Genomic DNA, 18413 nt, shown 5'->3' on the forward strand with positions numbered 1-18413 from the left:
CGATTTCATGCTCCTCAACCACACTTAGTAGTCTCATTGCTAAGTATTTACCACAAGCGAAGAAAAAGCTGTCTGAAGCCAAAACAACGGAGGAAGCATGAGCAAGAAAATTGCAGTCTTGATCACCGACGAGTTTGAAGATTCAGAATTTACCTCGCCTGCTGAGGCGTTTCGCAAAGCGGGACATGAGGTGATTACAATCGAAAAACAGGCGGGAAAAACGGTGAAAGGCCATAAGGGTGAAGCCAGCGTTTCCATTGATAAGGCTATCGACGAGGTGCGGCCTGCGGACTTTGATGCCCTGCTGCTGCCCGGCGGCCACTCCCCGGACTCACTGCGCAGCGACTCGCGCTTCGTGACCTTTACCCGTGATTTTGTCGCCGCCGGTAAACCGGTGTTTGCCATCTGCCACGGCCCGCAGCTGCTGATCAGCGCTGAAGTGGTGCGTGGCCGCAAACTGACAGGCGTGAAATCGATCGCCATCGATCTGAAAAACGCCGGAGCGGATTTTTACGATCAAGAGGTGGTCGTCGATAAAGATCAGCTGGTCACCAGCCGGACACCAGAGGATCTGATCGCCTTTAACCGTGAGGCGCTACGCTTACTCGGCGCGTAGCCAGTGATGTTTTTTGCCAAAGCCTAACGTGTTGTCAGTGAACTTGAGTTCATCCACGCGGATCTCCCACACGGGAGCTGGCATGGCGGCGGCAACCGGAAAGCGACGAAGATAGTGCTTACGCATCGCGTCGCTTTCCTCCCCCTCCAGACGTCGAATTTCCCCTTTAAACTGCACCCCGCGGATCAACGCCACCGTTTTCGGCTGCCCGTTGACGGTGCCCGCCACGTTGGCCTGCCTGCCACTCATTTGCGCATGACGGGTTTTATCTTCGCTTAACACGTAGAACGCCACGCGCTGCGGGTCGTAATAATAAAAGGCATTTGCGCACCACAGCTCATCATCATGATGAACGCACCAGGTGACGACATGCTGCTTTGCCAGCCAGCGGTTGATGGCGGCCAGAGTTTCCATTTCGCTTCTCTCTCGTGCTAAGGTGCGTTCACCTTAACATACTGAATCTGTCGCCGTGTGCTGGTTTCTCTATCTTGTTCGAACCGCTGATAATGCGCTCTATACGGGCATTACTACCGATGTGCCGCGCCGCTTCCTGCAACATCAGACGGGAAAAGGGGCGAAGGCATTACGCGGCAAAGGGGAGCTGACGCTGGCGTTTTCCGCCGTCGTAGGGGATCGTTCGCTGGCGCTGCGACTGGAGTACCGGATCAAACAGCTGACGAAGCGCCAGAAAGAGCGCCTCGTCAGTGGCGATGGGTCGTTTGAGGCGCTACGCGAGAGCCTGCAAACGCCGCTGATTAAAAGCGATTGAAGTGGTCGTGGTATTCCACCAGGCCGCTGACGCCGTTAAGCGCATCATCCGCCAGCGGGTGCAGCTGGAAAGCCGACTCGGTGCCCGGCCAGCGGCAACGCAGATCGTAATGGGCCGCTTTCTCGAAGCCTAAACGGCTGTAGAACGCCGGATCGCCCAGCGTAACCACCGCGGCATAGCCAAACTCATTGAGCGAATCCAGCCCCTCGTAGACCAGCTGACGCGCCAGACCTTGTCCACGGTAGTTTTCATCTACCGCCAGCGGCGCCATGCCGACCCACTGCAGCTCTTCGCCCTGCACGGTGATCGGGCTAAAGGCGACGTAGCCGACAACCTGCCCCTCATCGTCGGTAGCCACCAGGCCCAGCGTAATCAGGCCATCCTCACGAAGGTCCTGAACCAGTTGCGCTTCACCGTCCCCTTCAAAGGTCCGGCGTAATAAGGCATCGATACCCGGGGCATCGATACCAATCTCTACTCGAATCAACATGGCTCACCTACAGAAGTGTGTTTACTTTCCGGCGGCGTTTTCAAACCCGCCTCGACAAAATCGGCCAGTTGCAGCAGCGCCACGCGCAGCGGCTTTGGCATCTGTTCCAGTTCAATGGCATCCATCAGGTTTTTGACATACAGACCTAACTCGGTATCGCCTTCAATCACCAGACGGCGCTGGAAAAAGAGCGTATCAGGATCCTGTTTACGCGCCGCGATCATCAGCAGATCGCTGGCATCAGCGCTGAAGCTGACATCCGCTTCTGCGGATTCGCGGACCACCAGCTGTTCATTCTCAACGGAGGTGTACCAGCGCAGGCCGATATCCCGCACTTCGATACTTAACCAGCGCCCTTGCAGAAACTCCAACTCGCCCTCCGCCAGCGCCTGACGGAACTGCCAGCTGATTACCTGTTGCAGCACCTGGCGCTTCAGCGCAAAGGGTGCCAGCTTCACCGGCACGCTCAGCAGCGATGGACCAAATTGTACGAGACGTGAACGCAGTTTATCCAGCACGAGCAATACTCCCTGATATCTATAGTCCTGATATTTTGCCATATCCAGTCGTTGGTATAGCGGCGTAAATCAACAAACTGACGTCCGGCGTAATCCATTATTGGTGCCATCAATACGCCATTAGCTGCCTTAAATCAAAATTTGTCGCCTGATGGTTAATTAAAATCGCTGTTCGATAACAATTTTGCATCCCTCTGGGGCTGCGAACGTCAGGATAAATTATGGAGCTGCTCTGCCCTGCTGGAAATCTACCGGCGCTTAAGGCGGCCATCGAAAACGGCGCCGATGCGGTTTATATCGGGCTGAAGGACGATACCAATGCCCGTCACTTCGCTGGTCTCAATTTTACCGAGAAAAAGCTGCAGGAAGCGGTGAGCTTCGTGCACCAGCATCGCCGCAAGCTGCATATCGCCATTAATACCTTTGCCCACCCCGACGGTTATAACCGCTGGCAGCGCGCGGTGGATATGGCGGCGCAACTGGGGGCCGACGCGCTGATCCTTGCCGACCTCGCCATGCTGGAGTATGCCGCCGAACGCTACCCTCATATTGAGCGCCATGTCTCGGTTCAGGCATCGGCCACCAACGAAGAGGCCATTCGCTTTTACCATCGTCACTTCGACGTGGCGCGCGTGGTGCTGCCGCGAGTGCTGTCTATTCATCAGGTTAAGCAACTGGCACGCGTCACGCCAGTGCCGCTGGAAGTTTTTGCCTTTGGCAGTCTGTGCATTATGGCTGAAGGGCGCTGCTATCTCTCCTCCTACCTGACCGGTGAATCCCCTAACACCGTGGGCGCCTGCTCGCCGGCCCGCTTTGTGCGCTGGCAGCAGACTCCGCAGGGGCTGGAGTCGCGTCTGAACGAGGTGCTGATCGACCGCTATCAGGACGATGAAAACGCCGGTTATCCAACGCTGTGCAAAGGCCGCTATCTGGTGGATGGCGAACGCTATCATGCCCTGGAAGAGCCCACCAGCCTCAATACCCTGGAGCTGCTGCCGGAGCTGCTGGCGGCCAATATCGCATCGGTGAAAATCGAAGGCCGTCAGCGCAGCCCGGCGTACGTCAGCCAGGTGGCAAAAGTGTGGCGTCAGGCGATCGATCGCTGCATGGCGGATCCAAAGCAATATGCCCCGCAGCCCGCATGGATGGAGACCCTCGGCGCCATGTCCGAAGGTACCCAGACCACGCTGGGCGCGTATCACCGTAAATGGCAGTGAGATAACGCATGAAATATTCATTAGGACCGGTGCTCTACTACTGGTCAAAAGAGACGCTGGAAGATTTTTATCAGCAGGCGGCAACCAGCCAGGCCGATGTGATTTATCTCGGTGAGGCGGTGTGCAGCAAGCGTCGCGCCACCAAAGTCGGCGACTGGCTGGAGATGGCGAAAAGTCTGGCCGACAGCGGCAAGCAGGTGGTGCTCTCCACCCTGGCGCTGGTGCAGGCCTCGTCGGAACTGAACGAACTGAAACGCTACGTGGATAACGGCGACTTTCTGCTGGAAGCAAGCGATCTTGGCGTGGTGAACCTGTGTGCCGAGCGCAAGCTGCCGTTTGTCGCCGGGCATGCGCTGAACTGCTATAACGCCGTCACCCTGCGTCTGCTGCTTAAACAGGGCATGACCCGCTGGTGTATGCCGGTGGAGCTTTCCCGCGACTGGCTGGTGAACCTGCTGACCCAGTGCGACGATCTGGGGATCCGCGATCAGTTTGAAGTGGAAGTGTTGAGTTACGGCCATCTGCCGCTGGCCTATTCCGCCCGCTGCTTTACCGCGCGCTCAGAGAACCTGCCGAAAGACGAATGCGAAACCTGCTGCATCAAGTACCCGAACGGGCGCAGCGTGCTGTCGCAGGAGAATCAGCAGGTGTTTGTCCTGAACGGTATTCAGACCATGAGCGGCTACGTGTACAACCTCGGCAACGAGCTGGCCTCGATGCACGGCCTGGTGGATATGGTGCGTCTGTCGCCATTAGGCCCGGACACCTTCGCCATGATTGACGCCTTCCGCGCCAACGAGAATGGCGCGGCCCCGCTGTCGTTGACCGCCAACAGCGAGTGCAACGGCTACTGGCGACGTCTGGCCGGGCTGGAGCTGCAGGCCTAAAAAAGGCTCACTTTGTTAACAATGATGAGTAAACTTTAATGCAATATTGAAGATTCACCGTCGACAAAGTGAGCTGTTATGATTGATAAATCCATTCCGTTTTCGGTGCTGGACCTGGCGCCGATCCCTGAAGGCTCCTCAGCAAGAGAAGCCTTTACCCACTCTCTGGATCTCGCCCGCCTGGCTGAACAGCGCGGTTATCGTCGCTACTGGCTGGCGGAGCACCACAATATGGTCGGGATCGCCAGTGCGGCCACCTCGGTGCTGCTCGGCTATCTGGCGGCCAATACCACTACCCTGCATTTAGGCTCGGGCGGCGTGATGCTGCCGAACCACGCCCCGCTGGTGATTGCCGAACAGTTTGGCACGTTGAATACCCTCTACCCTGGCCGCATCGATCTGGGGCTGGGCCGTGCGCCGGGCAGCGATCAGCCAACCATGCGCGCGCTGCGCCGTCATATGAGTGGCGATATCGACAACTTCCCGCGCGACGTGGCGGAGCTGGTGGACTGGTTCGACGCGCAGGACCCGAACCCGCATGTCCGCCCGGTGCCGGGCTACGGCGAGCAGATCCCGGTCTGGCTGCTGGGTTCGAGCCTGTACAGCGCCCAACTGGCTGCCCAGCTGGGCCTGCCGTTTGCCTTCGCCTCACACTTTGCGCCGGATATGCTGCACCAGGCGCTGCATCTCTATCGCACGAACTTTAAACCCTCGGCGCGACTGGAAAAACCGTACGCGATGGTCTGTATCAACATCATTGCCGCCGACAGTAACCGCGATGCAGAATTCCTGTTTACCTCTATGCAGCAGGCGTTTATGAAGCTGCGCCGCGGCGAAACAGGCCAACTCCCGCCGCCGGTAGAAAATATGCATCAGCTGTGGTCGGCGTCAGAACAGTATGGTGTGCAGCAGGCGTTGAGCATGTCGCTGGTGGGTGATAAAGCGAAAGTGCGCCACGGGCTGGAAGCGGTGCTGCGCGAAACCCAGGCCGACGAGATCATGGTGAACGGGCAGATTTTCGATCACCAGGCGCGGCTGCATTCGTTCGATCTGGCGATGCAGGTGAAAGAAGAGTTGGTGGGGTAGTTTGTTGCCTTTGCCCGGTGGCGCTTCGCTTACCGGGCCTACGGTTTTCTCCCTCTCCCTTTGGGTGTACGGTCCGGGGACATCATGAACACTTGTTCGGGGACATGGTAGACACTTACAACTGAGGCATAAGAACCCGTTTATGGAGTCGCTTATGCCCTGGGATGCGAGAGATACCATGTCATTACGTACCGAGTTTGTATTGTTCGCCTCGCAGGACGGGGCGAACATCCGCGCACTGTGCCGTCACTACGGCATCTCACCTGCCACCGGCTACAAGTGGCTTCATCGCTGGACTGAGGACGGTTTATCCGGCCTTCAGGATCGTCCCCGTACGCCCCGTCATTCCCCCAACCGTTCATCAGACGACATCGCTGACCTGCTGCGGATGGCCCATGCCCGTCATGAACGCTGGGGCGCCCGCAAGATCAAGCGCTGGCTGGAAGACCAGGGCCACCGCATGCCCGCCTTCAGCACCGTCCATAACCTGATGGCCCGCCACGGCCTGCTGCCGGGTGTGGCACCGGGCGTTCCGGCCACAGGCCGGTTCGAACATGAGGCCCCGAACCGGCTCTGGCAGATGGATTTCAAGGGCCACTTTCCCTTCGGCGGCGGGCGCTGCCATCCGCTCACCCTGCTGGACGACCACTCCCGTTTTTCCCTGTGCCTGATGCACTGCCCCGATGAACGGCGTGAGACCGTGCAGCAGCAACTGGTCGGGGTGTTTGAACGCTACGGCCTGCCGGACCGGATGACGATGGACAACGGCGCACCCTGGGGCGACACCACCGGCACCTGGACGGCGCTTGAGCTGTGGCTGATGCGCCAGGGGATACGGGTGGGCCACTCCCGGCCCTACCATCCGCAGACCCAGGGCAAGCTGGAGCGTTTTCACCGCAGCCTGAAGGCGGAAGTCCTGCAGGGTAAGTGGTTCGCGGACAGCAGCGAGCTGCAGCGCGCCTTCGACCACTGGCGGACGGTGTATAACCTCGAACGGCCCCATGAGGGGCTGGATATGGCGGTTCCGGCCTCACGCTACCAGCCGTCCGTGCGGCAGTACCGCAGCCACACCACACCGCCGGAATACGACGGGGGCGTGATGGTCAGGAAGGTGGATATCAGCGGGAAGCTGAGCGTGAAGGGTGTCAGTCTGAGCGCGGGCAAGGCGTTCAGGGGCGAGCAGGTGGGGCTGAGGGAGACACAGGAGGACGGTTGTTACGAGGTGTGGTGGTACAGCACGAAAGTGGGGGTGATCGACCTGAAGAAAAAGTCGATCACCATGGGTAAAGGATGTTAAAAAGTGTTCACCATGTCCCCGAACACCTGTCTACCATGTCCCCGGACCGTACATGGGAGAGGGCCGGGGTGAGGGGCTAAGGCCGCACGATTTACTGATACACCGGCAGCAGATTAAAACTCGACAGCAGGTGCACCAGCGCGTTGCCAACCCCGAACACCAGAATCAGCGCAATCATCGGCTTGCCGCCCCAGACGCGGAATTTTGGGCTACCGAAGCGTTTACGTGATTTGCGCGCCAGCAGCGCCGGCACAATCGCTGCCCAGATGGTTGCCGCCAGCCCGGCATAGCCAATGGCATACAGGAAACCGTTCGGCCACAGCAGGCCACCGATCACCGGCGGCAGGAAGGTCAGCAGCGCGGTTTTCAGACGGCCCATCGCCGAATCATCAAAGCCACAAAGATCGGCCAGATAGTCAAACAGGCCCAGGGTCACGCCGAGGAACGAACTTGCCACGGCAAAGTTAGAGAAAATCACCAGCAGCAGATCCAGGCTGCGGCTGTTCAACACCCCGCTCAACGCCTGCACCAGCACATCAATGTTACCGCCCTTCTGCGCGATGCCGATAAATTCCGGACGCGGGATATTACCCATCGTCCCCAGCAACCAGATGGCATATAACCCCAGCGCCAGCAGCGTGCCGTAGACCAGACAGCGGGTGATGGTACGCGGATCTTTACCGTAATACTTCATCAGGCTCGGGACGTTGCCGTGATAGCCAAACGATGCCAGACAGAACGGCAGGGTCATCAGCAGATACGGCGAGTACGAGGTATTGCTCTCGGCCACATTAAACAACGTGGCCGGGGTGACGTGCCCCAGCAGGCTGCCGAAGGTCAGGAAAAAGGTGATGACCTTTGCGCCCAGCACAATGGCCGTCATCCGACTTACCGCTTTGGTGCTCATCCAGACGATAAATGCCACAGCCAGAGCAAAGCAGAGACCCGCCAGCCGCGCCGGAACATCCAGCGACATCTCCGAGAAGGTGTGGTGCAGAATCGAACCACTCGCCGAGATATAGGCGTAAGTCAGGATATAGAGCACAAAGGCAATGGAGATGCCGTTGACGATATTCCAGCGTTTGCCGAGCAGGTCGCGGGTGATGGTGTCGAAGCTCGATCCAATGCGGTAGTTCAGGTTAGCTTCGAGGATCATCAGGCCGGAGTGCAACATACAGAACCAGGTGAAGACCAGTGCTGCCAGCGACCAGAAGAACCACGCCCCGGACATCACCACCGGCAGAGAGAACATCCCTGCGCCAATGATGGTACCGCCGATGATCACCACACCGCCGAGCAGTGAGGGTGACGTTTGGGTGGTGGTTAGTGTCGCCATACAGCCTATTCTCCAGTCAAAAATTTGGGACCTGCATCTTAATGTGCTGCACTGTACCAGTACAATAGTACAAAGGGAATAAAAAAAGCCCCGATATCGCTATCGGGGCTGTATATATTACTTTACGACTGAAGCGTAAGGCTTACGCGTCACGACGACGGGTAGGTGCACCGCCATCTTCACGACGTGGGCCGCGGTTTTCACGACGCTCACCGCTGAAACGACCTGCACCAGCTGGTGCAGCGCCTTCACGACGAGGACCACGACCGCCTTCACGACGCTCACCGCCACCGAAGCCACGGCCAGCAGGACGATCGCCTTCACGACGCGGACCACGGTCCGGACGCGGCTGGGCATCACCCATCAGCTGCATGTTCATCGGCTTGTTCAGAATGCGGGTACGAGTGAAGTGCTGCAGCACGTCGCCCGGCATACCTTTTGGCAGCTCGATGGTGGAGTGGGTACCGAACAGCTTGATGTTACCGATGTAACGGCTGCTGATGTCGCCTTCGTTAGCGATCGCGCCAACGATATGACGAACTTCAACGCCATCATCACGGCCTACTTCAATGCGGTACAGTTCCATCTCACCAGCGTCACGACGTTCGCGACGTGGACGGTCTTCACCACCACGCTCTGGACGGTCGCCACGTGGGCCACGATCGTTGCGGTCATTACGGTCGCCACGACGTTCGAAACGCTCGTCACGGTCACGGAATTCACGCTTAGGACGCATCGGCGCATCTGGTGGCACGATCAGGGAACGTTCACCCTGCGCCATCTTCAGCAGAGCGGCAGCCAGCGTTTCCATATCCAGCTCTTCGCCTTCAGCGGTTGGCTGGATCTGCGCCAGCAGCGCACGGTACTGATCCAGATCGCTGCTTTCCAGCTGCTGCTGTACTTTCGCGGCGAATTTTTCCAGGCGGCGTTTGCCCAGCAGATCTGCGTTAGGCAGGTCAGCTTCTGGAATGGTCAGCTTCATGGTGCGTTCGATGTTACGCAGCAGACGACGCTCGCGGTTCTCAACGAACAGCAGCGCACGGCCCGCACGACCTGCACGACCGGTACGGCCGATACGGTGAACGTAAGACTCGGAGTCCATCGGGATGTCATAGTTAACAACCAGACTGATACGCTCAACGTCCAGACCACGTGCTGCCACGTCGGTTGCAATCAGGATATCCAGACGACCGTCTTTCAGACGCTCCAGAGTCTGCTCACGCAGGGCCTGGTTCATGTCGCCGTTCAGCGCGGCGCTGTTGTAGCCGCTACGCTCCAGGGCTTCAGCCACTTCCAGGGTCGCATTTTTGGTACGAACGAAGATGATCGCCGCATCAAAATCTTCTGCTTCCAGGAAACGCACCAGCGCTTCGTTTTTACGCATACCGTATACAGACCAGTAGCTCTGGCTGATGTCCGGGCGAGTGGTGACGCTGGACTGGATACGCACTTCCTGCGGATCCTTCATGAAGCGACGGGTAATGCGACGGATCGCTTCCGGCATAGTTGCAGAGAACAGAGCGGTCTGATGACCTTCCGGGATCTGCGCCATGATAGTTTCTACGTCTTCGATGAAGCCCATGCGGAGCATTTCGTCAGCTTCATCCAGTACCAGACCGCTCAGTTTAGAGAGATCCAGCGTACCGCGTTTCAGGTGATCCAGCAGACGACCCGGGGTACCGACGACGATCTGTGGACCCTGACGCAGGGCGCGTAACTGCACGTCATAACGCTGGCCGCCGTACAGGGCAACCACGTTTACGCCGCGCATATGTTTAGAGAATTCAGTCATCGCTTCCGCTACCTGAACAGCCAGTTCACGGGTCGGAGCGAGCACGAGGATCTGCGGTGCACGCAGGTCCGGATCGATGTTGTTCAGCAGCGGCAGCGAGAACGCTGCGGTTTTACCGCTACCAGTCTGGGCCATGCCCAGCACGTCACGACCGGCGAGTAAATGCGGGATGCATTCTGCCTGGATCGGAGATGGTTTTTCGTAACCCAGATCGTTAAGGGATTCAAGGATAGGAGCCTTCAGGCCCAGATCTGCAAAAGTGGTTTCGAATTCAGCCATGTAGTACAAGTGCCTCGATATTAATGGCGGCCAGTCTACATAACTCATCGTGAAAATTTTCGGTAATTTTCATTGAAAGTGTGAACCGGCTCAAAGTAGGTGTATTGACGAACAACAACGCCCTCACCCGTTAAGATGATGACAATCAAAAAATGATTATGGGCTGATGTGTTGACGTCAGCTATTGCTGGTCCGATTCTGCCAGGTCGTCGTGCTCCTGGCCCAAGAGCGATAATTCCAACAATGCATAACGGTGCTCAACATAGTTGTGTACGTTGTTAGCAACCGCTAATTTGAACAGTGCCGTGGCGCTGTCCATATCCCCCAGACTTAGGTAGTACTTACCTAAATAGAAGTTGGTTTCACTGAGATGCTCAGCGAGCGAGGTGTTATCCGTTGCGTCTGCCTTGAGCTTTTCCATCAGCGTTGCTTCGCTGATGTTGCCCAGGTAGAACTCGACAATATTCCATCCCCACTGTTCCTTGTCCGATTTTTCGAAGCGTTGGTTTAACGCGTCTTTGGCCTGCTTTGCATCGAGCTTCTGCTCAACAATGTAAAGCCACAGGCTACGGAAAGGGTCGTTAGGATCGTCTTGATAAAACGCTAGCAGATCATCTTGCGCTAACTTGTCACGACCGCCGTAATACAGGGCGATCCCGCGATTCAAGTGCGCGTAGTTGTAAGTTGGATCAAGCTCAAGTACAGAATCAAACGCTTCATAGGCAGCATCAAAATTGCCTGCCTGCGTTAAATAAATGCCTAAGTAATTGAATACTTCAGGCATATCCGGTCGGATCGCCAACGCTTGTGAAAAATCATTTCGCGCTAGTGCCCTCAGACCGAGACTATCATACAACACTCCGCGCTCATATAAAAGCTGTGCGCGTTCGTCATCGGTTAAAGCCCGACTGGCAAGAATTTGTTCCATGCGTGCCAGAATCACTTCCTGCTGCAAAGTCGGTTGCAGTGGCACTGCGAGGACTTCACTTTTACGCCAGGCAGAGTTGCTGCATCCTGCCAGCGTCAAAGCTGTCGCAACGAAACACCAGCGCAGAAAAGGCTTCATTTCCCACTCCCGAAGACAACTATTGGATGAACGTCCTGTCCCCCGGCGGCTCAACAAGGCGTCCTGCCTGATAACAAGCCCCCCGCTTGCGCGGAGGGCAAACAGCAACCTTACTCGCCCTGTTCTGCTGCCGGAGCTTCCGGTGCAGCGGCAGATGACTGCTCAGTCGCTTCTTTAATGCTCAGACGGATACGGCCCTGACGGTCAACTTCCAGAACTTTAACCGGAACTTCCTGACCCATCTGCAGGTAATCGGTCACTTTCTCAACGCGCTTGTCAGCGATCTGAGAGATGTGAACCAGACCTTCTTTACCGCCACCGATGGCAACGAATGCGCCAAAGTCAACGATACGGGTCACTTTACCGCTGTAGATACGGCCCACTTCGATCTCTGCAGTGATCTCTTCGATACGACGAATAGCGAATTTCGCTTTCTCGCCGTCGGTCGCTGCGATCTTCACAGTACCGTCATCTTCGATTTCGATGGTGGTGCCGGTCTCTTCGGTCAGAGCACGGATAACAGAACCGCCTTTACCGATAACGTCTTTGATCTTGTCCGGGCTGATCTTGATGGTATGGATACGCGGTGCGAACTGAGAAATGTCGCCACGTGGCGCGTTAATCGCCTGTTCCATCACGCTCAGGATGTGCAGACGTGCACCTTTCGCCTGGTTCAGCGCAGCATGCATGATCTCTTTGGTGATGCCTTCAATTTTGATATCCATCTGCAGAGCAGAGATACCTTCGCGGGAACCCGCAACTTTGAAGTCCATATCACCCAGGTGATCTTCGTCGCCCAGGATGTCAGACAGAACAACGTAGTTGTCGCCTTCTTTCACCAGACCCATTGCGATACCCGCAACGGCCGCTTTCACCGGAACACCTGCGTCCATCAGTGCCAGAGAAGCACCACACACGGAAGCCATAGAAGAAGAACCGTTAGATTCGGTGATTTCAGAAACCACGCGAACGGTGTACGGGAATTTGTCAGCATCTGGCATCACTGCCAGCACGCCGCGCTTCGCCAGACGACCGTGACCAATTTCACGACGCTTAGGTGAACCCACCATACCGGTCTCACCGACGGAGTACGGAGGGAAGTTGTAGTGGAACAGGAAGCTGTCAGTGCGCTCGCCCATCAGTTCGTCGATGTTCTGTGCGTCACGGGCAGTACCCAGGGTCGCAGTTACCAGCGCCTGAGTTTCACCACGGGTGAAGAGTGCGGAACCGTGAGTACGTGGCAGCACGCCAGTACGCACATCCAGACCACGGATCATGTCTTTTTCACGGCCATCGATACGCGGCTCGCCAGCCAGAACGCGGCTACGAACAACGTTTTTCTCGATCGCGTGCAGAATTTCGCTCAGCTCGTTCGCATCCAGGGACTCATCTTCTGCAACCAGCGTAGCGATGGTTTCAGATTTGATGACGTCAACCTGAGCATAACGCTCCTGCTTGTCGGTGATGCGGTAAGCATCGCTCAGACGGGCTTCAGCCTGCGCAGCAACGCGCGCGTTCAGCGCTTCGTTCACTGCTTCTGGCTGCCAGTCCCAACGTGGTTTACCGGCTTCTTTCACCAGGTCGTTGATGTTCTGGATAACGATCTGCTGCTGCTCGTGGCCAAAGACCACCGCGCCCAGCATCTGGTCTTCGCTCAGCAGTTCTGCTTCGGATTCAACCATCAGTACTGCCGCTTCGGTACCGGCAACAACCAGGTCCAGCTTGCTCTCTTTCAGCTCGTCCTGAGTTGGGTTCAGAACGTACTGGTCGTTGATGTAACCCACGCGAGCAGAACCGATTGGACCGTTGAATGGAATACCAGACAGGGACAGGGCTGCAGATGCGCCGATCATCGCCACGATGTCCGGGTTAACCTGTGGGTTAACGGAAACAACGGTCGCGATAACCTGAACTTCGTTTACGAAGCCTTCCGGGAACAGCGGGCGAACCGGGCGGTCAATCAGACGCGCGATCAGGGTTTCGCCTTCGCTTGGACGGCCTTCACGACGGAAGAAACCACCCGGGATTTTACCGGCAGCGTAGGTACGCTCCTGGTAGTTAACGGTCAGCGGGAAGAAGTCCTGACCTGGTTTTGCTTTTTTCTGGCCAACCACGGTTACGAATACCGCGGTGTCATCCATGCTTACCATAACAGCAGCAGTGGCCTGACGCGCCATCATGCCGGTTTCCAGCGTGACGGTGTGTTGACCATACTGGAATTTACGAACGATCGGATTCAGCAAGATTCTGTCCTTTCTTAAATGAATGACAGCACACCAGAGGCGTGCTGACGTTTAACCGGACCTTCTTCGCATCCTCGCGACTAATGACAACCGACACCCCCATGGGTGAAGCCTCTCATTAGCCGCGCGAACCTCTGCAATGAAGATCATTTATAGCAACAATACATTAGTTTCCAGTGAATTGCTGCGGTCTGGTTGAAAAAAGGGGCCATAAGGCCCCCTTTTCTGAAACTCGCAAGACTTAGCGACGCAGACCCAGACGCTCGATCAGCGAGGTGTAGCGTGCAACATCTTTACGTTTCAGGTAGTCGAGCAGTTTACGACGCTGAGAAACCATACGCAGCAGACCACGACGGCTGTGGTGATCTTTTTTGTGCTCTGCAAAGTGACCCTGCAGGTGGTTAATCTGTGCAGTCAGCAGTGCAACCTGAACTTCAGTAGAACCGCTGTCGTTAGCATCACGACCAAACTCAGAAACGATTTTAGCTTTAGCTTCAACGCTTAGAGACATTTTAAAACTCCAAAGTATAAAGAATGAAAGGATGCCGATCTCTAATTCAGCTATCCCATGTATAACGCTTGCCAATTGTTAAACAATTCAACAGACGTTAAGCGGCAATATTCTACCCGCCTCCCCTGGTTATCGCAAGGTAAGGCGTCAGCTTATGCCGGATATTCGACCACCAGACGGCGCGGTGCAACACGACCTTCGTCGTCAATTTCACCCATACCGATAAAGGTGTTGTCGTCGCCTTCCGTAACGCGAACCAGCCCTTGATAAGGGACGTCGGTGGTGCGCACCGGGTTACCGTTTTTGAAGTAAACGGACGAGGTCAGCGGCAGATTGACGACCGGGTAGTCCGAAGCTGGACTGTCCATCGGCATTAACAGTGGGTCCAGCAACTCGGCAGCATCAATACCCTGCTCATGAGCCTGCTCAACCAGCGCCTGCAGCTGCTCCAGCGTCACCATCCGTTCTGCAGGATACTTACTGACGGCCAGACGGCGCAGATAGATCACGTGCGCGCCACAGCCCAGCTTTTCACCCAGATCGTCAATGATGGTTCGGATGTACGTGCCTTTTGAGCAGTGGACTTCCAGCTCCAGCTCATCGCCTTCATGACGAATGAACAGCAGTTCATACACCGTAATCGGACGGGCTTCGCGCGGCACCTCGATACCCTGGCGTGCATACTCATAGAGTTTTTTGCCCTGGTATTTCAGTGCGGAATACATCGACGGCACCTGCTCGGTGTCGCCGCGGAAACTTTCCAGCGCCGCCTCAAGCTGATCGCCGCTGAACGTCACCGGACGCTCTTCGACCACCTGGCCGTCCGCATCGGAGGTATCCGTGCGCTGACCCAGCTTCGCAATCACGCGGTAACGTTTATCGGAATCCAGCAGATACTGGGAAAACTTCGTCGCTTCGCCCAGGCAAACCGGCAGCATGCCGGTCGCCAGCGGATCCAGCGCACCGGTATGACCGGCGCGGTTGGCATTATAGAGACGCTTTACTTTTTGCAGCACGTCATTGCTGGAGGCACCCTGGTGCTTATCCAGCAGCAGCACGCCGTGCACGTCGCGACCGCGACGACGAGGACGACTCATTAGTCCTCCTTGTTATCGTCCGGGTTCACACGACGCTCATCATCCTGCTTCACCACGCTGGTGACCAGGTTGGACATGCGCATCCCTTCAACCAATGAGTTATCATAGAAGAAGGTCAGTTCCGGCACGATACGCAGGCGCATAGCTTTGCCCAGCAGAGAGCGGATAAAACCAGAGGCATCCTGCAGGGCTTTGATACCCAGCTTAACTGCCGCTTCATCCTGGTCATTCAGGAAAGTCACAAACACTTTGGCATAGGCCAGATCGCGGGATACTTCAACCCCGGATACCGTTGTCATCATGCCCAGGCGTGGGTCTTTAATTTCGCGCTGCAGGATGATTGCGATCTCTTTTTGCATCTCTTGAGCAACGCGCTGCGGGCGACCAAATTCTTTCGCCATAATAAATTCTCCAGACAAAAAAGGGGCTCTAAGCCCCTTTTGTTAATTCTTGCCGGGTGGCGCGAGGCGATCCCGGCCTACATTCTACGCAGATTAAGCGATGGTACGCTGGATCTCGATGATCTCGAACACTTCGATCATGTCGCCAACGCGAACGTCGTTGTAGTTCTTCACGCCGATACCACATTCCATGCCGTTACGGACTTCGTTAACGTCATCTTTGAAGCGGCGCAGGGATTCCAGCTCGCCTTCATAGATAACCACGTTGTCACGCAGAACGCGGATTGGGTTGTGACGCTTGATGTTACCTTCGGTAACCATACAGCCCGCGATCGCACCAAATTTCGGTGATTTGAACACGTCACGTACTTCAGCCAGACCGATGATCTGCTGTTTCAGTTCCGGAGACAGCATACCGCTCATTGCCGCTTTCACTTCGTCGATCAGGTGATAGATGACGGAGTAGTAACGCAGATCCAGGCTTTCCGCTTCGATCACGCGACGCGCAGAAGCATCGGCACGGACGTTGAAGCCAACCAGAATTGCGTTGGACGCTGCAGCCAGGGTTGCGTCGGTTTCGGTGATACCACCTACGCCAGAACCGATGATCTTCACTTTCACTTCGTCGGTAGACAGTTTCAGTAAAGAGTCGGAGATCGCTTCCACAGAACCCTGAACGTCGGCCTTCAGAACGACGTTCACTTCGTGAACTTCGCCTTCGGTCATGTTGGCAAACATGTTCTCGAGTTTAGATTTCTGCTGGCGAGCCAGTTTAACTTCACGGAATTTGCCCTGACGATACAGCGCAACTTCACGCGCTTTCTTCTCGTCACGTACAACGGTCACTTCATCACCGGCAGCCGGAACACCGGACAGACCGAGGATTTCCACCGGAATGGACGGACCTGCTTCCAGCACTTCACGACCCAGTTCGTCACGCATTGCACGAACACGGCCATATTCGAAGCCACACAGCACGATGTCGCCTTTGTTCAGGGTACCTTCACGTACCAGAACGGTAGCAACCGGGCCACGACCTTTATCCAGGAAGGATTCGATCACCGCACCGCTCGCCATACCATTGCGAACCGCTTTCAGCTCCAGAACTTCAGCCTGCAGCAGGATAGCGTTCAGCAGGTCATCGATACCGGTACCCACTTTTGCAGAAACCGGGATGAACTGAGACTCACCGCCCCACTCTTCCGGCATAACACCGTACTGGGACAGTTCGTTTTTAACGCGATCCATGTCCGCTTCTGGCTTATCGATTTTGTTCACTGCAACGACCAGAGGCACCTGCGCCGCTTTCGCGTGCTGGATTGCTTCGATAGTCTGCGGCATCACGCCATCGTCTGCTGCAACCACCAGAACAACAATATCCGTCGCCTGAGCACCACGAGCACGCATGGAGGTAAACGCGGCGTGGCCCGGGGTATCCAGGAAGGTGATCATCCCGTTGTCGGTTTCTACGTGGTAGGCACCGATGTGCTGGGTAATGCCGCCTGCTTCGCCGGAGGCCACTTTCGTAGAACGAATGTAGTCCAGCAGAGAGGTTTTACCGTGGTCAACGTGACCCATGATGGTTACAACCGGTGCACGCGGTTCAGCCGCTGCGCCAGTGTCACGGTCGCTCATTACCGCTTCTTCCAGCTCGTTTTCACGACGCAGGATAACTTTGTGGCCCATCTCTTCGGCAACCAGCTGTGCGGTTTCCTGGTCGATAACCTGGTTGATGGTCGCCATTGCACCCAGCTTCATCATCGCTTTGATGACCTGAGAGCCTTTAACGGCCATCTTGTTCGCCAGCTCGCCAACGGTGATGGTTTCGCCGATGATAACGTCACGGTTAACAGCCTGAGCTGGCTTCTGGAAGCCTTGCTGCAGAGCGGAACCTTTACGCTTACCACCTTTACCACCGCGACCCGCTGCACGCGCTTCTTCGCGATCGGCTTTGGATTCAGCGTGCTTGTTGCCCTTCTTCTGAGGACGGGCAGTTTTTGATGCGGTACGGGTACGGCTACGACCACCTTCAACTTCACGGTCGTTTTCGTCTTCTGCCTGGCGCGCATGCTGAGAAGTAGTCACGTGATAATCACTGGTGTCTTCTGTCTGCTCAACAGGATTCACACCGTTCTTCTCGTTCTCTTCTGCCATACGGCGCGCTTCTTCAGCAACACGACGTGCGTCTTCTTCCAGCTTACGGCGAGCTTCTTCTTCCGCTTTACGCTTCAGCTCGGCAGCTTCATTTTCACGACGGGCTTTTTCCGTCTGGGCAGTTTTGGTCATTTCGTCAGTCTGTTGATTGCTCACTTTGTCTTTTTCCGCCGCGTCACGCTTCGCTTTATCACTGGCATCGCGCTTCGCTTTTTCTGCGGCCTCACGTTCAGCTTTTAATTCTGCCTCACGTTTGGCGGTTGCTTCCGCCTCACGCTGAGCTTGTTCTTCCGCTTCACGCTGCGCCTGCTCTTCCGCGGCAAGGCGTTCAGCCTCTTGCGGATCACGTTTTACAAAGGTGCGTGTCTTGCGGACTTCGATTTGTACCGATTTGCTTTTTCCACCGGTACCTGGAACATTTAACGTACTGCGTGTTTTACGCTGTAACGTCAGTTTATCAGGCGCCGAGCCGTGTTCACGGTTCAGGTGCGATAATAAGGTTTGTTTCTCTTGCGCGGTCACTGAGTCATCAGCAGACTTCGGGATCCCTGCATCAGCAAATTGCTGTACCAGGCGGTCCACGGAAGTCTGAATCTCAGCAGCCAGCGTTTTTACAGTTACATCAGTCATGCTGTTCCTTCCTGCTACAGTTTA

17 protein-coding genes and 1 pseudogene are annotated in these 18413 nt (G+C 56.1%); 6 read left to right on the forward strand and 12 right to left on the reverse strand.

The genetic code is table 11. The features are described from left to right. Window positions 1-97 precede the first annotated feature (97 nt). Window positions 98-616, forward strand: coding sequence for a type 1 glutamine amidotransferase domain-containing protein (locus SOM40_RS20470; RefSeq protein WP_106994797.1), 519 nt, complete (start codon window positions 98-100; stop codon window positions 614-616). Here SOM40_RS20470 and SOM40_RS20475 read toward each other — a convergent pair. Continuing rightward, window positions 602-1030: a YhbP family protein gene (locus SOM40_RS20475; protein WP_262672168.1), complete on the reverse strand. Its 429-nt coding sequence runs from the start codon at window positions 1028-1030 to the stop codon at window positions 602-604. The two genes, SOM40_RS20470 and SOM40_RS20475, sit on opposite strands and share 15 nt — an antisense overlap. A 14-nt stretch (window positions 1031-1044) precedes the next feature. Between SOM40_RS20475 and SOM40_RS20480 the strand changes: the two are divergent. Continuing rightward, window positions 1045-1385: pseudogene (locus tag SOM40_RS20480) on the forward strand (GIY-YIG nuclease family protein). On the opposite strand, the gene SOM40_RS20485 reads toward SOM40_RS20480, so the two are convergent. Then, window positions 1372-1875 (reverse strand): GNAT family N-acetyltransferase, encoded by a 504-nt coding sequence (locus tag SOM40_RS20485; RefSeq protein ID WP_320531145.1) that lies wholly within the window; start codon window positions 1873-1875, stop codon window positions 1372-1374. The pseudogene SOM40_RS20480 and the gene SOM40_RS20485 sit on opposite strands and share 14 nt — an antisense overlap. After that, entirely contained in the window at window positions 1869-2393 is a 525-nt protein-coding gene (ubiT, locus tag SOM40_RS20490; protein WP_320531144.1) for a ubiquinone anaerobic biosynthesis accessory factor UbiT, read from the reverse strand. Before ubiT ends, SOM40_RS20485 begins: the two co-directional genes overlap by 7 nt. 221 nt (window positions 2394-2614) lie before the next feature. On the opposite strand from ubiT, the gene ubiU reads away from it, so the two are divergent. The 4 genes from ubiU (at window position 2615) to SOM40_RS20510 (ending at window position 6880) form a co-directional block, all read left to right on the forward strand. Beyond that, window positions 2615-3610, forward strand: coding sequence for a ubiquinone anaerobic biosynthesis protein UbiU (ubiU, locus tag SOM40_RS20495; protein ID WP_106994802.1), 996 nt, complete (start codon window positions 2615-2617; stop codon window positions 3608-3610). Window positions 3611-3618: 8 nt separating this feature from the next. Then, window positions 3619-4497, forward strand: a complete 879-nt coding sequence (locus SOM40_RS20500) for a U32 family peptidase (protein ID WP_320531143.1) — start codon at window positions 3619-3621, stop codon at window positions 4495-4497. Window positions 4498-4575: 78 nt separating this feature from the next. Next, window positions 4576-5583, forward strand: coding sequence for a luciferase-like monooxygenase (locus SOM40_RS20505; protein ID WP_320531142.1), 1008 nt, complete (start codon window positions 4576-4578; stop codon window positions 5581-5583). A gap of 154 nt (window positions 5584-5737) precedes the next feature. Further along, window positions 5738-6880, forward strand: coding sequence for an IS481 family transposase (locus SOM40_RS20510; protein ID WP_422655540.1), 1143 nt, complete (start codon window positions 5738-5740; stop codon window positions 6878-6880). A 91-nt stretch (window positions 6881-6971) separates the two neighbouring features. Here the strand turns inward: SOM40_RS20510 and mtr are convergent, their stop codons facing one another. From mtr to infB, 9 genes are all read right to left on the reverse strand, one after another. Then, entirely contained in the window at window positions 6972-8216 is a 1245-nt protein-coding gene (gene mtr, locus SOM40_RS20515; RefSeq protein ID WP_225760119.1) for a tryptophan permease, read from the reverse strand. A gap of 142 nt (window positions 8217-8358) precedes the next feature. Then, the gene (locus SOM40_RS20520) at window positions 8359-10287 is read right to left on the reverse strand and encodes a DEAD/DEAH family ATP-dependent RNA helicase (RefSeq protein ID WP_320531076.1); all 1929 of its coding nucleotides are present in this window, start codon (window positions 10285-10287) and stop codon (window positions 8359-8361) included. Further along, the gene (gene yrbN / locus SOM40_RS20525; protein ID WP_098946273.1) at window positions 10280-10360 is read right to left on the reverse strand and encodes a protein YrbN; all 81 of its coding nucleotides are present in this window, start codon (window positions 10358-10360) and stop codon (window positions 10280-10282) included. Before yrbN ends, SOM40_RS20520 begins: the two co-directional genes overlap by 8 nt. 108 nt (window positions 10361-10468) lie before the next feature. After that, window positions 10469-11353 carry a lipoprotein NlpI gene (gene nlpI / locus SOM40_RS20530; RefSeq protein WP_059307114.1) on the reverse strand — a complete coding sequence of 295 codons (885 nt, stop codon included), beginning with the start codon at window positions 11351-11353 and terminating at the stop codon, window positions 10469-10471. A gap of 110 nt (window positions 11354-11463) precedes the next feature. After that, window positions 11464-13596 carry a polyribonucleotide nucleotidyltransferase gene (gene pnp / locus SOM40_RS20535; RefSeq protein ID WP_106994807.1) on the reverse strand — a complete coding sequence of 711 codons (2133 nt, stop codon included), beginning with the start codon at window positions 13594-13596 and terminating at the stop codon, window positions 11464-11466. A 241-nt stretch (window positions 13597-13837) separates the two neighbouring features. Next, the gene (rpsO, locus tag SOM40_RS20540) at window positions 13838-14107 is read right to left on the reverse strand and encodes a 30S ribosomal protein S15 (protein ID WP_106994808.1); all 270 of its coding nucleotides are present in this window, start codon (window positions 14105-14107) and stop codon (window positions 13838-13840) included. Between the two features lie 152 nt (window positions 14108-14259). Continuing rightward, window positions 14260-15204, reverse strand: a complete 945-nt coding sequence (gene truB, locus SOM40_RS20545) for a tRNA pseudouridine(55) synthase TruB (protein WP_320531075.1) — start codon at window positions 15202-15204, stop codon at window positions 14260-14262. Continuing rightward, window positions 15204-15605 carry a 30S ribosome-binding factor RbfA gene (gene rbfA / locus SOM40_RS20550; protein WP_059307112.1) on the reverse strand — a complete coding sequence of 134 codons (402 nt, stop codon included), beginning with the start codon at window positions 15603-15605 and terminating at the stop codon, window positions 15204-15206. The genes truB and rbfA overlap by 1 nt, the downstream gene beginning before the upstream one ends. A 93-nt stretch (window positions 15606-15698) precedes the next feature. Next, window positions 15699-18389, reverse strand: coding sequence for a translation initiation factor IF-2 (infB, locus tag SOM40_RS20555; protein WP_106994810.1), 2691 nt, complete (start codon window positions 18387-18389; stop codon window positions 15699-15701). Window positions 18390-18413: the final 24 nt, after the last annotated feature.

Origin of the sequence: Leclercia sp. CFBP8987 (assembly GCF_034044995.2) — a bacterium.
GTDB classification, from domain to species: domain Bacteria; phylum Pseudomonadota; class Gammaproteobacteria; order Enterobacterales; family Enterobacteriaceae; genus Enterobacter; species Enterobacter tamurae.